Origin of the sequence: Rhodococcus wratislaviensis (assembly GCF_041228765.1) — a bacterium.
Classification (GTDB): domain Bacteria; phylum Actinomycetota; class Actinomycetes; order Mycobacteriales; family Mycobacteriaceae; genus Rhodococcus_F; species Rhodococcus_F wratislaviensis.
In genome coordinates, this window is sequence record NZ_CP150488.1 from 435,031 (window position 1) to 447,929 (window position 12,899).

The 12,899-nt window shown below is 69.3% G+C and carries 15 protein-coding genes; 12 read left to right on the forward strand and 3 right to left on the reverse strand.

Translation table 11 applies throughout. The annotated features are described in order from the left end of the window. Positions 1–32: 32 nt before the first annotated feature. From WKC72_RS02005 to WKC72_RS02025, 5 genes are all read left to right on the forward strand, one after another. Complete coding sequence (locus WKC72_RS02005) at positions 33–560, forward strand: hypothetical protein (RefSeq protein WP_005248897.1); 528 nt, start codon at positions 33–35, stop codon at positions 558–560. A gap of 276 nt (positions 561–836) precedes the next feature. After that, positions 837–1,547, forward strand: coding sequence for a TMEM165/GDT1 family protein (locus WKC72_RS02010; RefSeq protein ID WP_370181582.1), 711 nt, complete (start codon positions 837–839; stop codon positions 1,545–1,547). A gap of 82 nt (positions 1,548–1,629) precedes the next feature. Then, the gene (locus WKC72_RS02015) at positions 1,630–3,306 is read left to right on the forward strand and encodes an FAD-dependent oxidoreductase (protein WP_112301557.1); all 1,677 of its coding nucleotides are present in this window, start codon (positions 1,630–1,632) and stop codon (positions 3,304–3,306) included. A 13-nt stretch (positions 3,307–3,319) separates the two neighbouring features. Next, positions 3,320–4,768: an ATP-binding protein gene (locus tag WKC72_RS02020; RefSeq protein WP_370181583.1), complete on the forward strand. Its 1,449-nt coding sequence runs from the start codon at positions 3,320–3,322 to the stop codon at positions 4,766–4,768. After that, the gene (locus WKC72_RS02025) at positions 4,761–5,108 is read left to right on the forward strand and encodes a UBP-type zinc finger domain-containing protein (RefSeq protein WP_370181584.1); all 348 of its coding nucleotides are present in this window, start codon (positions 4,761–4,763) and stop codon (positions 5,106–5,108) included. The genes WKC72_RS02020 and WKC72_RS02025 overlap by 8 nt, the downstream gene beginning before the upstream one ends. Here the strand turns inward: WKC72_RS02025 and WKC72_RS02030 are convergent. After that, complete coding sequence (locus WKC72_RS02030) at positions 5,102–5,467, reverse strand: hypothetical protein (RefSeq protein ID WP_128640338.1); 366 nt, start codon at positions 5,465–5,467, stop codon at positions 5,102–5,104. The genes WKC72_RS02025 and WKC72_RS02030 overlap by 7 nt on opposite strands. Before the next feature lie 172 nt (positions 5,468–5,639). Between WKC72_RS02030 and WKC72_RS02035 the strand changes: the two genes are divergently transcribed. Both WKC72_RS02035 and WKC72_RS02040 read left to right on the forward strand, forming a co-directional pair. After that, positions 5,640–6,407, forward strand: a complete 768-nt coding sequence (locus WKC72_RS02035; protein WP_005562584.1) for an SDR family NAD(P)-dependent oxidoreductase — start codon at positions 5,640–5,642, stop codon at positions 6,405–6,407. 33 nt (positions 6,408–6,440) lie between these two features. Further along, a complete protein-coding gene (locus WKC72_RS02040; RefSeq protein WP_370181585.1) occupies positions 6,441–7,070 on the forward strand; it encodes a class I SAM-dependent methyltransferase in 630 nt (209 codons plus the stop codon). A 24-nt stretch (positions 7,071–7,094) separates the two neighbouring features. Here the strand turns inward: WKC72_RS02040 and WKC72_RS02045 are convergent, their stop codons facing one another. Then, positions 7,095–7,769, reverse strand: coding sequence for a YoaK family protein (locus tag WKC72_RS02045; protein WP_128640340.1), 675 nt, complete (start codon positions 7,767–7,769; stop codon positions 7,095–7,097). 37 nt (positions 7,770–7,806) lie between these two features. Then, positions 7,807–9,363 (reverse strand): TM0106 family RecB-like putative nuclease, encoded by a 1,557-nt coding sequence (locus tag WKC72_RS02050; protein ID WP_128640341.1) that lies wholly within the window; start codon positions 9,361–9,363, stop codon positions 7,807–7,809. Positions 9,364–9,525: 162 nt separating this feature from the next. Here WKC72_RS02050 and WKC72_RS02055 point away from each other — a divergent pair, with 162 nt between their 5' ends. The 5 genes from WKC72_RS02055 to WKC72_RS02075 are packed head-to-tail and all read left to right on the forward strand — an operon-like array spanning position 9,526 to position 12,899. Continuing rightward, entirely contained in the window at positions 9,526–10,179 is a 654-nt protein-coding gene (locus WKC72_RS02055) for a DUF6474 family protein (RefSeq protein ID WP_370181586.1), read from the forward strand. 17 nt (positions 10,180–10,196) lie between these two features. Continuing rightward, complete coding sequence (locus WKC72_RS02060) at positions 10,197–10,715, forward strand: hypothetical protein (RefSeq protein ID WP_037228316.1); 519 nt, start codon at positions 10,197–10,199, stop codon at positions 10,713–10,715. A gap of 41 nt (positions 10,716–10,756) precedes the next feature. Beyond that, positions 10,757–11,425 (forward strand): YcnI family protein, encoded by a 669-nt coding sequence (locus WKC72_RS02065; protein ID WP_128640343.1) that lies wholly within the window; start codon positions 10,757–10,759, stop codon positions 11,423–11,425. Next, entirely contained in the window at positions 11,422–11,955 is a 534-nt protein-coding gene (locus WKC72_RS02070; protein ID WP_112301550.1) for a copper resistance CopC family protein, read from the forward strand. Before WKC72_RS02065 ends, WKC72_RS02070 begins: the two co-directional genes overlap by 4 nt. A gap of 5 nt (positions 11,956–11,960) precedes the next feature. Further along, positions 11,961–12,899, forward strand: a complete 939-nt coding sequence (locus WKC72_RS02075) for a CopD family protein (RefSeq protein WP_370181587.1) — start codon at positions 11,961–11,963, stop codon at positions 12,897–12,899.

Below are 12,899 nucleotides of genomic sequence, written 5' to 3' on the forward strand. Positions count from 1 at the left end.
TCGCAGCGTGTCATCACACCGAGGAGGCAGAGATGAACAGGGACGGCTACATCGGCATCTCGCCCTTCCAGGCCGCGGGTACCTTGCGGGGATTCGTCATTTCCGGGCGCTGGCCCGACACCACCAAGGAATGGGCCCAGTTGCTCGCGCTCGCCGTGCGGGTGGCGTGCGTTCCGGGGCTGCTCCACACCACGACCGTCTTCGGCGCGCACGAGGACCTGCCCGAGGAGCCCGAGCCCGAGACCGTCGGCCTCGTGGTGGCCGAGGGCACCGTTCTCGGGGAGTTCGCGCTCGCTCCCGGTCGCTTCGCGGATCATCAGCCGCCGGCGCTGATGATGCTGCACCCGCCGTCCGAGACCACGCCGTCGCTCCCGGAGTGCGCGGGCGCCGCTTCGGGCTGTGTTCTGCTTCCCGGTCTCCCCCACCTGGGGTTGGAACACCGGGCGGCGTGGGTGGAAGCAGAGGCGGACGGGACGGTGACGTCCATGGTCAGCCGGGTGGGCATCGACCCGATCAGCGATCCCGACACTGCCGTTTTGGCCATGCTACTGGCCTCGTGAGGGAACCCGAAGTTTCTGCGGTCGGTGCCCCAAACTTATTGCCGCCTTTGCCTTTTCGGATAAGTCACGCTAACGTTACGGACATCGAAGGGGAGTAGCCCCCAATCGCCTGCGTCGACATACTGGCTCGTTGCTTCACCGCACCGGACCCGGCCTGGCGAACCGTCGCCGGATCACCCGGCGCCGGTGGGCGAGACCTTCGGCCGGACAGACGTACCCGCGTCTGCCAGGCCGGAGGAATCCACCTGTCATCCTCCGACCGACTACTGGAGGAGGATGCCCGTGCTGACCGCCGCACTGCTGAGTTTCGGCGTGATCTTCGTCGCAGAATTGGGAGACAAATCCCAGCTGATGGCGATGACGTTCGCGCTGCGCTACAGCTGGTGGGTCGTGATCGCCGGCATCACCGTCGCGACCACCGTGGTCCACCTGGTGTCCGTCGCCGTCGGCCACTACCTCGGTGTCGCACTCCCGACCGCGGCCATCAGCATCGTCGGCGGTGCCGCCTTCCTGATCTTCGGTGCGTGGACGCTGCGCGGCGACGACCTCAGCGAGGACGAGCAACTCAAGGCCGGGCGGGCCACCCGTTCGGCGTTCCTGGCCGTCACGTCCGCGTTCTTCCTCGCCGAACTCGGCGACAAGACAATGCTCGCCACCATCACGCTCGCCACCGACCACGACACGGTCGGCGTGTGGATCGGCTCGACCGTCGGCATGGTCGCGGCCGACGCCCTGGCCATCGTCGTCGGCGCCGTACTGGGTAAGCATCTGCCCGAGAGTGTCATCCGCATCGGTGCGGCGGTTCTGTTCTTCGCGTTCGGCATCTGGTTGCTGCTCGAGGGTCTGCTCCCCGGAAACGCGGCCGGCCCGATCGCCGGCGTCGCCGTCGTCGTTCTGGCGCTGGCTGGTGCTGCCGGTCGCGCAGTGTGGTCACGGCGCCGCCGCGGTGCTTCGGCAGAGCCCGAACAGATGCAGCACCAGGACTGAACCCGGTCGACAAAGAGGCGCCCTGGGGCAATACTCGGAAGCCTTGGAGTACCTCGCAGTTCTCACGGACGAGAGGGCGTGTGTGAACCATCCCGTAGCAAGCGGCAAGCCTGCGATTCTCACCGTCGACGACGATCCCGGAGTATCGCGCGCCGTCGCCCGCGATCTCCGGCGCCGGTACGGCGAGAAGTACCGGATCATCCGCGCCGAATCCGGCGAGTCCGCACTCGACGCGATGAAGCAGATGAAACTGCGCGGGGATCCCGTCGCAGCGATCCTGGCGGACTACCGGATGCCGTCGATGAGCGGGATCGAATTCCTCGAGAAGGCCATGGACCTGTATCCGGTCGCGCGGCGAGTGCTGCTCACGGCCTACGCCGACACCGACGCGGCCATCGAGGCGATCAACGTCATCGACCTCGACCACTACCTGCTCAAGCCGTGGGACCCGCCCGAGGAGAAGCTGTACCCGGTGGTCGACGCCCTGCTCGAGGCGTGGGCGTCGTCGGATCAGCACCCCGCCGAAGAGACGAAGGTCGTGGGTCATCGCTGGGCACCGCGGTCCTCGGAAGTGCGCGAGTTCCTGGCCCGCAACCAGCTGTCGTACCGCTGGTACATGTCGGACGAGCCGGAGGGCGGGCGGCTGCTCGACGCCGCCGGCGAGGACGGCCGGCGCCTGCCCGTGGTGATCTGCTCCGACGGCGAATGCCTGGTGGAGCCGTCGGACACCGAACTGGGACGGCATCTCGGACTCCGGACCGACCCGTCGGAGAACTTCTACGACCTCGTCGTCGTCGGTGGCGGACCGGCCGGTCTGGGCGCCGCCGTGTACGGCGCCTCGGAAGGTCTGCGCACCGCCCTGATCGAGCGGACGGCGACCGGTGGGCAGGCGGGTCAGAGCTCACGCATCGAGAACTACCTCGGTTTCCCCGACGGCGTGTCCGGCGCGCAGCTCGCCGAACGGGCCCGCAGGCAGGCCACCCGATTCGGGGCCGAACTGATCACCACCCGCGACGTCGTTGCGCTCGAGGTCAACGGATCGGCACGGACCGTCCGGTTCGCGGACGGCGACACCCTCGACGCGCACACGGTGATCCTGGCGACCGGCGTCTCCTACCGACGTCATCCCGCGCCCGGAGTCGACGACCTCACCGGCCGCGGCGTCTACTACGGCTCCGCCGTCACCGAGGCCGCCCGCTGCACCGACCAGGACGTCTACATCGTCGGCGGGGCCAACTCCGCCGGACAGGCGGCGGTCTACCTGTCGCGGGGCGCCCGCTCGGTCACCATCGTCGTGCGGGCGCAGTCGCTCGAGGAGTCGATGTCGTACTACCTCGTCCAGCAGATCGACCGGAACCCGCGCATCCGCGTCCGGCCGTGCACCGAGGTGATCGGCGTCGAGGGCGAGGGTCACCTCGAGAAGATCCGGCTGCGCAACAACGCGACCGGCGACGAGGAGACCGTCGACGCCGGGTTCCTGTTCCTGTTCATCGGCGCCGCCCCGCGGACCGAGTGGCTCGAGGGCGTCGTCGCGCGGGACGAGAACGGGTTCGTCGTGTCCGGACCAGACCTCGTCGTCGACGGGAAACCACCGAGCGGCTGGCCCCTCGACCGTCTTCCGCATCACCTCGAGACGAGCGTCCCGGGGATCTTCGCGGCCGGTGACGTGCGCTCCGAATCGGCGAAGCGGGTGGCGTCGGCGGTCGGGGAAGGCGCCATGGCCGTGATGCTCGTCCACCGCTACATCGGCCAACCGTGACCGGGGGCAGACCATGACCCAACTTTCGTGCAATCCCCCCGAGCTGAGGACGTTGTTCCTCTTCGAGAAGCTCACCGACCACCAGCTCGAGCAGCTGTGCGAGAAAGGGCACGTCGAACTGATCGAACCCGGCCCCGTGTACGCGGAGGGTGAGGTCGCGACGTGCTTCTACGTGCTGATCGAAGGCGAGCTCGTGCTGAGCAAGCTGTCGGGTGGCGAGGAGATCGAGTTCAACCGGACATCGCAGCGCGGCGTGTACGCCGGGGCCTGGCAGTCGTACCTCGGTGACCGCGCACCCCAGACGTACACCGCGTCGATGCGCGTCACCGCCCCGTCGAGGTTCTTCGTCCTCGACGCCGACCGTTTCGGGCAGCTGATGCGTGAGTGGTTCCCGATGGCCGTGCACCTGCTGGAGGGGCTGTTCTTCGGTAAACAGAGCGCGAAGCAGGTCGTCGATCAGCGGGAACGCCTCCTCGCGCTGGGGTCGCTGTCGGCGGGGCTCACGCACGAGCTCAACAACCCGGCGGCGGCCGCGGTCCGGGCGACGGCATCGCTCCGCGACCGGGTGTCGCACATGCGGCAGAAGCTGAGCGTGATCGCCTCGGGCGTATACGACAGTCAGGCGCTGGCCACGTTGATCCGGTTGCAGGAGGAGGCCGCCGAACTGGTGGCGAAGGCGCCGACGCTGACCCCGCTCGAAGCCTCCGACCGCGAGGACGAACTCGGCGACTGGTTCGACGACCACGGTGTCTCCGGGGGCTGGGACCTGGCGCCCACGTTCGTGCAGGCGGGTCTCGATGTGCCGTGGCTCGAGCGGATCGTCGCCAGCGTCGACGACGAATCGATGGTCGAGAGCGCGATCCGCTGGCTCAACTACACCATCGAGACCGAACTGCTGATGAATGAGATCGCCGACTCGACGGCCAGGGTCTCCACGCTCGTGAACGCCGCGAAGCAGTATTCGCAGATGGACCGTGCCCCGTACCAGCGCGTCGATCTGCGGGAACTGCTCGACAGTTCGCTGGTGATGCTCGGCCGCAAGATCGGCGACTCCGTCACGGTAGTGAAGGAGTACGACCCGACACTGCCGCAGATCCCCGCGTACGCCGCGGAACTCAACCAGGTGTGGACGAACCTCATCGACAACGCCGTCGCCGCCATGGACGGCCGCGGCACCCTCACCGTCCGCACCCGCCGCGACGGCGAGATGGCGCTCATCGAGATCGGCGACACCGGACCGGGTGTGCCCGAAGAGATCCGGTCACGCATCTTCGAGCCGTTCTTCACCACGAAACCCGTGGGCGAGGGAACCGGGCTCGGCCTCGACATCTCCTGGCGCATCGTCGTGAAAAAGCATCGCGGTGACCTGCGCGTCGAGTCCGAACCGGGCGACACCCGGTTCCAGGTCCGCATTCCGATCGAACCCGAAGTCGCAGAAGCAGAAGGAGCCTCAGATGGGTGAGCTGGAGGGAATCGACCCGAGCGTGCCGCCGAGCGGAGACGGATGCGCCGAATGCGACAGCGACGGCGGGTGGTGGGTGCACCTGCGCCGGTGTGCGCAGTGCGGCCACATCGGGTGCTGTGACTCCTCACCGGAACAGCACGCCACCAAGCACGCCGCCGACACCGGCCACCCCGTCGTGCGGAGCTTCGAACCGGGCGAGAACTGGTTTTGGAACTACGCCACCGAGACGGCCTTCGAGGGCCCCGAACTCGTCCCGCCGCAACATCATCCGATCGACCAGACCATCCCCGGTCCCGGCTCCCGGGTTCCGCCGAACTGGCAGGCCTTCATTCACTGACTCGCGTGTGGTCGGAGTTGTTCGAGGCGGTGTGCCGTCGCCGCGTCCTGTTCGTCGTACCGGGCCAGCGCCGCTTCGAACGTCGCCTTCAGGTCCAGCGCGTAACGCTCGTGCGCCGCGAACGTCCCGGCCGCCGAGTTCTCGACGGCGACGCCCGGGCCGCCGATCGCCGTCGCCCGGAACCGCGCAGCCAGTACCGCCGCCGACCGCAGATGGGTTTCGCCGAGACCGAAGCTCTCGGGCGCGAGTTCGCGGTGCGCGCGCTCTCGAAGATCCTGCATGTCGGCCGCCAGCACGGCGCATGCGGCGATGCACCGCACCAACGCGTCGCGGTCCACTTCGAGCCGGTCCTCGGTCATCCGTCCCCCTACGGTCGTCGTGCGCGTCCCCTGATCCGCGCGAGAAGACAAACTACCCGCTCCCCGCGCCCACGAGGTTTCCCTCGCCTCTGCCGTCACACCGAGCGGGCGTTATGGTGCAGGTCACCAGGGTCGGCCAACGGAGGTCGCCGGGAACGTAAGGATGCGAACTGTGGAAATTCAGGGAACCGCCGCACTGGTCACCGGAGCGGCCTCCGGGCTCGGCGCCGCCACCGCCAAGCGTCTCGCCGACGCCGGAGCCACCGTGTTCGGACTCGACCTGCAGCAGTCCATCGAGCGCGCCGGCGACAATGTCCCCGACGGCGTGACCCTCCTCGCCACCGATGTCACCAGCGGCGACGAGGTCCAGGCCGCGATCGAGAAGATCGTCGAATCGGGTCTGCCGCTGCGCATCGTCGTCAACTGCGCCGGCGTCGGCTGGGCCGGCCGCATCCTGTCGAAGAAGGGCCCGCACGACCTCGAACTGTTCCGCACCGTCATCACCGTCAACCTCCTCGGCACGTTCAACGTGATGCGCCTCGCCGCCGACGCCATCGCCAAGACCGACACCGTCGACGAGTCCGGGCAGCGCGGCGTCATCATCAACACCGCGTCCGTCGCCGCGTTCGAGGGCCAGATCGGCCAGATCGCGTACTCCGCGTCCAAGGGCGGCGTGCACGGCATGACCGTCCCCGCCGCCCGCGACCTCGCGCAGTTCGGCATCCGCGTCAACACCATCGCCCCCGGCATCATCGACACCCCGATGCTCGCCGGCGTCACCGACGAATACCGCAAGGGCCTCGAAGCGGGTGTCCCGTTCCCCTCCCGCCTCGGTCAGCCCGCCGAATACGCACAGCTCGCCCAGATGATCGTCGAACACGATTACCTCAACGGTGAGACCATTCGTATGGACGGCGCTCTGCGCATGGCGCCGCGGTAGGCGGCTCCGCCGCGCCCTCGCTGGGAGGTGAGCATGGGTTTCTACTCGGACCGGATCGTTCCGCGACTCGTCGACATCAGTTGCGGGATGAAGTTCACGGAGCCGACGCGGCGACGCGTCTGCGCCGGTCTGCACGGGCGCGTGGTGGAGATCGGATTCGGGTCGGGCCTCAACGTCCCGTTCTACCCGGCCGCCGTCGATTCGGTGAGCGCCGTCGAACCCGCCGACCTCGGCTGGAAGCTGGCGCGCAAGCGCCTGGACGCGTCGACGACCCCGGTCGAACGGTCCGGCCTGGACGGCCAGTCGCTCCCCTTCCCGGACAACAGTTTCGACACCGCACTGTCGACGTGGACGATGTGCACCATCCCGGACGTCGACGCCGCGCTCCGGGAGGTCCGGCGTGTCCTGAAACCGGGCGGCACATTGCATTTCGTCGAGCACGGTCTCGCCCCGGACGAGAACGTCCAGCGGTGGCAGCGCCGGCTCGAACCGATCCAGAAGACGGTCGCCGGTGGATGCCACCTCACCCGCGACATTCCCACCCTGGTGACGAACGCCGGATTCGAGATGACAGACCTCGACCGGTTCTACGAGACATCTACGCCGAAGATCGTCGGCGCCTATTCCCTCGGAGTTGCGGCTTCGCCGCCCGTGCGTGCCTGAAGAGTCCAGGGACTCGTCAACCGCTCACAGGCGGCGGCGCCGCCTGTCGTCGATGTAGAACAGCACGAGGGCTCCGCACAGGAGGGCGGCGGGGATCCAGGCGGCGGATCCGCCGAAGTAGCGGGTGGCGAACGCTCCGACGACGGCCCCACCGGCGAAGCTGCTGACGATGGCGGCGTACACCCGGGTGTGCTGACGCGATTCGGGGACCTTCTCGATGAATGCGGCGTACGCCGATTCGGTGAAGCGCATGAGGTTGCCGGTGGTGGCGACGGCGATGTACGACAGCGACCCGATGGTGCGGAACAGGCCGAACTGCATGGCGGCGACGAAAGCGATGGGAACGGTGACCAGCGCGTTGGGGACGTCCGGGGGAACGAACGCGACCGCGACGAGGACGACGACCTGCGCGCCCATGGCGATCCGGATCGGGTGGTCGAAGACGCTGTGGGCGAGTTCGCCCTTGAGCAGGTGCGCGAACGCGACACCGACGATGAACGCGAGGATCGGCCACAGGTGTGCCCGGGCGGCGTGGAAGTGCCGCTCCGACAGGTCGATGGCCATGAGGATGACGTTGCCGGTCTGGGCGTTCGCGAAGACCCCGCCGCGGCTGATGTAGGTGTAGGCGTCGAGGAAGCCGCCCGCGGCGGTGAGGAGCAGAGCGAACCGCAGCGTCGTGGATGTCTTCGGCACCTCCACCTGACCACCCCTACCGAATCGGGCCCTGTCTTGCAGCCTAGAGGTCGGACGCGAGCGGGATCTCCTTCTCGGCCCGATCCGACATCCATTCGCGCAGTACTTTCGTGGCGATGACATCGTCCTCGTTGTATTGCAGCAGTCGTTCGCGCTGGGTGAGGTCGGGTTCGCCGTCGTAGCCGACGGCTTCGCGGTACCAGCTCATCGACGCTTCACCGCCGGCGTCGGCGTCGCGCCACCGGAATCCGGCGACCGGGGCGATCTTCTTGAGACCCTTGCCGCCCGGGCAGATGAACTGGTCGCTGACGGCCTGGTAGATGTCGACCCATTGTGGGCTGTCGATGAATTCGCGGATCTCGGCCTCGGTGGGGATGCCGGGCGCGCCGGCGAACCGGCGGGCGGAGTCCAGCAGCCACTTGTCCTCCGCGGACCGCGAATAGCAGTACGCGGCGAAGGTCCTGCCGCTCAGCGCCGCCGCTTCCCGCTCGGCCATCAGCCACGTCCAGAATTCCGCGAACGACCGCGCCTCGTCCTGCGTCGGCACCGGATCCCAGCTGACGAACGGCCGGTACGCCGACACCCCGTCCACGTTGAGGAGCGTGCCCCACAGGTAGGCGCCGTGTTCCTGGTAGCTCTCCATGTCGACGTCGACCTCGACGTCGGCACGGGTCACCCGGATCTCCGGGAACCGCCGCACCAGCGGCGCTCCGGCGAGCCACGCCTTCGCGGTGACGACGGCGTCCTCGAACGCGCCGTGCGGCCAGTCCTCGAGCGGTTCGCGGTCCCACGCCGCGAGGTCGTCGATGGTGTGGCAGCCCGCGTCGCGCAGCATGTCGGCGCGCGAACCGGTGGCCACCAGGCTCACGTCGTGTGTCTGGGTCAGCTGCTCCTCGCAGCCGGGCCACCACGGGCAGGAACGGCATTCGCCGATCCTCGACGGCACGGTCGCCGATTCCCCGCGGGCGACGGCGAGCCGGTCGGCGAAGCGTTCGTCGTAGTCGTCGAGGATGGTGGTGAGGTCGTGCACGAAGATGACGTCGGAGCCGTAGCCGATCGCGCCTGCCACGAGGGCCGGACTCGCGTACCCGTGCCGCTCGAGCATCCGGTACACCTGCGCGACGCGCATCTGGTCGCGGACCTGACTGCGCGGCTTCCGCGCCGCGTCCTCCCGCGGCTTCCACTCGAACATGTCCGATGTCACCGCGCCGCGGCCGGGGTCGGTGACCTTGTGGTTGACGACGATCACCGGGATGTACCCGCCGTGGTCCTCGTCACGGATGAGGATCTCGCAGCGTGCCCGCCGGCCGGCGACCCGGTCGAGTGGGAGCACGGCTCCCCAGATCCGGTCCGCGCCCGCCTCGCACGCGGCCAGGGTGTCCTCGGCCCGCAGGCGCAGGCTCTGCTCGGTGTCGATCTGCACCCACCGTTCCGGCGCATGATCGGTGAGGATCCGGCGGACGTCTTCGCGCTTGGCGGCGGCGGCATCCTGACGCTGGCGGACCCCCGGGTCCTCGGGTGCGGCCGCGAGTTGTTCGGGGAACGCCGCATCGAGGTGCACCCGGTGGCGGCACCGCGTCAGTGCGCTGGCATCGATCACCGTCCCCGACGCCTTTCCGGGAGAGGCGTCGGGTTCTGATTGCTGACCGATATGGGAACACACGATGACGAAGATTATGTGCTCCCCTAGGCTGATCCCGAAGCACCGGATGCAGTTGGTAGCGTGGGCTGCGCTGAAACACCAGGAAAAGGGGTCTTTTCGATGGGGTTGTTGAAGAAACGTAAGTCCCGAGCCACCCGCAAGGCGGAAGCCAAGGCACTCAGGCACAAGGCTGGAGTGGAGGCGAAGCTGAGCGCGCGAAACGAACGGAAGCGCGACAAGCAGGCCGCCAAGGCCGGCCGCAAGCTCGAGGCTGCCGAGCTGAGGTCGCTGAAGAAGGTCGAGAAGGCTCAGATCGCTGCGTTGAAGGCCGAGGAGAAGGCCGCAGCCCAGAAGGGTTTCACGGTCGCCGCCGTCCGCAAGTACCTCGGTGTCGCACGCCTGCTGACGCCGGTGCTGCTGCCGATCGCCTACCGCGCCGCCACGGTCGTGCGCGGGCAGATCGATGCCCGCCGTGCCGACCGGATGGGCGTCGACATCGACCAGCTCACCAACTTCACCGGGCACGGCGCCAAGCTCAGCGCCCGCATCGCCGGCGCCGAAAGCTCCACCACGGAGATCCTCGGGCAGAAGCCGGACGACGCGGAGACGCAGAAGTTCGCCGCCGCCATCCGCGACCGCCTCGGTGATCTCAGCACCGCCGTCCGCGCGGCCGAGCAGATGCCGCAAGCCCGCCGCAAGGCCGCCCATCACGCCATCTCGTCCGAACTCGACGGAGTCGAAGCCGATCTCCTCGCCCGCCTCGGCGTGCGCTGAACGACCGACCCACCGCAATGTCCCCCGCCCGCCCCGCCGCGACCGCCACCCTTCGGGGCTCGGCGGTCGGCGCGCTCGTGGCCGCTCTCGCGGTCGCCGCGCACGGCATCGGTGGGGGCGGCCTCCCCGAATCCGCGGCCCTGACCCTGCTGTTCGTCACGTGCAGCGGTGTCGGCGCGGTAACCGCGCAGCTGCCCGCCCGTGTCCACGGACCGCTCGCGCTCGCCGGTGTCCTCGGTGTCGGCCAGGTGGCCGGACACTTCGCGCTCACGCTCACCTCGCACGTGCACTCGGCGGTCCCCGCCGTGCCGATGCTGGCCGCGCACGCCGCCGCCACCGTGATCTGCGCGCTGCTGATCGCGAACGCCGAGCGGCTGTACGGCCCCCTCGTCCACGTCTGGCGGGTGGTGCTCCGCGGCGCACCGCAGCGCATTTCGGTGGTGACGACGACGCACGTCCCGGCGCGTCCCGCGAACCCCGTGGACGCCCTGCTGCGCGCGAGCATTTCGCGTCGCGGTCCCCCGGTCCTGGTCTGACTCTCACCTCTTTCTCCGTTCAGACCCTCAAAGGACCTTCCATGAATTCCCTCGTTTCCCGTGCCCTTTTCACGGCCGGTGCGGCCGGCGGCGCCATGCTGCTCGCGGCCGGTGTCGCCGCCGCCCACGTGACGGTCGTCGCCCCCGGCGCCGAACAGGGCGGCTACTCCGTACTGACGTTCCGCGTTCCCACCGAGTCCGAGACGGCATCCACCACCAAGCTGACCGTCACACTCCCCGACCTGAAGTCGGCCCGCACCACCCCGCTGCCGGGGTGGACGTCCGTCGTCGAGAAGGACCCGACGTCCAAGCTGGCGAAGTCCGTGACCTGGACCGCCGACCCCGGTGTCGGTGTCGCGCCCGGCCAGTTCCAGCAGTTCGAACTGTCCGCCGGACCGTTGCCGGAGCAGGACGAGGTGTCGTTCCCGGCAGCCCAGACGTACAGCGACGGCGAGGTCGTCAACTGGGATCAGGCGGTCGGCGCCGACGGCGCGGAGCCCGACAAGCCGGCACCCACCCTCACGCTGGCCGCGGCGAGCGGCGACGACCACAGCCACGACGCGGGCGGCGCCACGACGTCCGAGGAGACCGAGACGACGGCGTCCGGCACCGACGACACCGCCCGCTGGCTGGGCGGCATCGGCCTGGTCCTCGGCGCGCTCGGTGCGGCCCTCGGCCTCGGCGCCATGGTCCGGAGCCGTCGCTCATGAGAAGACGCACCACCTTCACGTCGGTGAAGGTGATCGCGGTCGGGCTGCTGACCATGCTCGCGAGCATGCTCGGGGCCGGCACCGCGGTCGCCCATTCCGTCGTGATCAGCTCGACCCCCGAGAACGGCGCGGAGATCGCGGCCGGCCCGGAACGGGTGAGCGTCACGTTCAACGAGGCGCTGCAGGAATCGTTCGCGTCCCTCACCGTGGTGGGTCCGGACGGCAACCTGTGGACCAAGGGTGACCCGGCCGTCGAGGGACCCACGGTCAGTGCCGAACTCGGCGAGCTGGGGCCGGCCGGCGTGTACACCGTCGCATTCCGCGTCACGTCCGCCGACGGGCATCCGGTGAGCGGAACCCGCACGTTCACCCTCACCGAGGAGGGGTCGGGCACGCCCGGCGCCGCGGCGGACAGCTCGGGTGAATCCGGTAGCGGCGGTGTTCCGTTGTGGCCGTTCATCGTTGCCGGTGTGCTCGTGTTCGGCGGCGGGCTGTGGTTCGCGCTCCGCAAGCCGCGCGGCGAGAACTGAGCACGGTGGGTACGGCGCGACAGTCCTGGCTGCTGTTCGCTGTACCCACATCGCTCGTCGGAGTCGCCTGTGGTTGGGCGATCGCGCAACCGGAAGACCCCTCACCGTCGAGCGCGGTCCGCGCGCTGTGCCTGGTGCTCGGTTCGGCGGTGCTCGGTCTCGCCGCGCTGGGCTGGTGGAGTCGCGCGGACAGCCGTCCCCTCGTGCGGGACGAACGGCTGTGGCGGTTGTCGACCGCGGTCGCCGGTGCGTGGATGCTCGCCGAGGCCGTGCTGCTGTCGATGACGGCGGCGGAGGCCGACGCCCTGGCGTTGTCGGAACTGTCGGTCGGTCGGTTCGGGTCGTATGTGACCGAGATCAGCGCGGGACGCGTCGACCTCGCCGTTCTCGTGTGCACGGCCGCGGCCACCGCGTGGTCGGCGGTCGCGTTCCGCCGCAGCGACGCCCGGCTCCCCGTCCCGGTGCTGGTGCTCGCGGCGCTCGCCCTGGTGGCCCGGCCGATCACCGGCCACATGTCGCAGCAGGTTCTCGGCTCGGTTCTCGATGTCGTCCATGCCCTGGCCGCCGCCGTGTGGTTCGGGCTCCTCGCCGCTCTCGGTCTGATGCTCCGGTCGCGCGGCGACTGGTCGTCGTGGTTGCCGCGGTATTCCGTCGTCGCGTGGCGGTGCGTGTGGTTGCTGACCGCGACCGGTGTCGTCGACGCCGCGGTCCGGCTGGGTGGGGTGACGCCGCTGTTCGACACCGGGTACGGCCGCATCGTCCTCGCCAAGGCGGTGGCGTTGGCGGCGCTCCTCGGGCTCGGCTGGTGGTGGCGGCGTACGTGGGTCGGGCAGGCGGCCGCGCACCGGATCAGCGCCGAAGCGTCCCTGCGGCGCGCGATCGTGGAGGTGGTGGTGATGGCCGTTCCGTTCGGTCTCGCCGCCGCCCTGGCCACCACCGCCTGA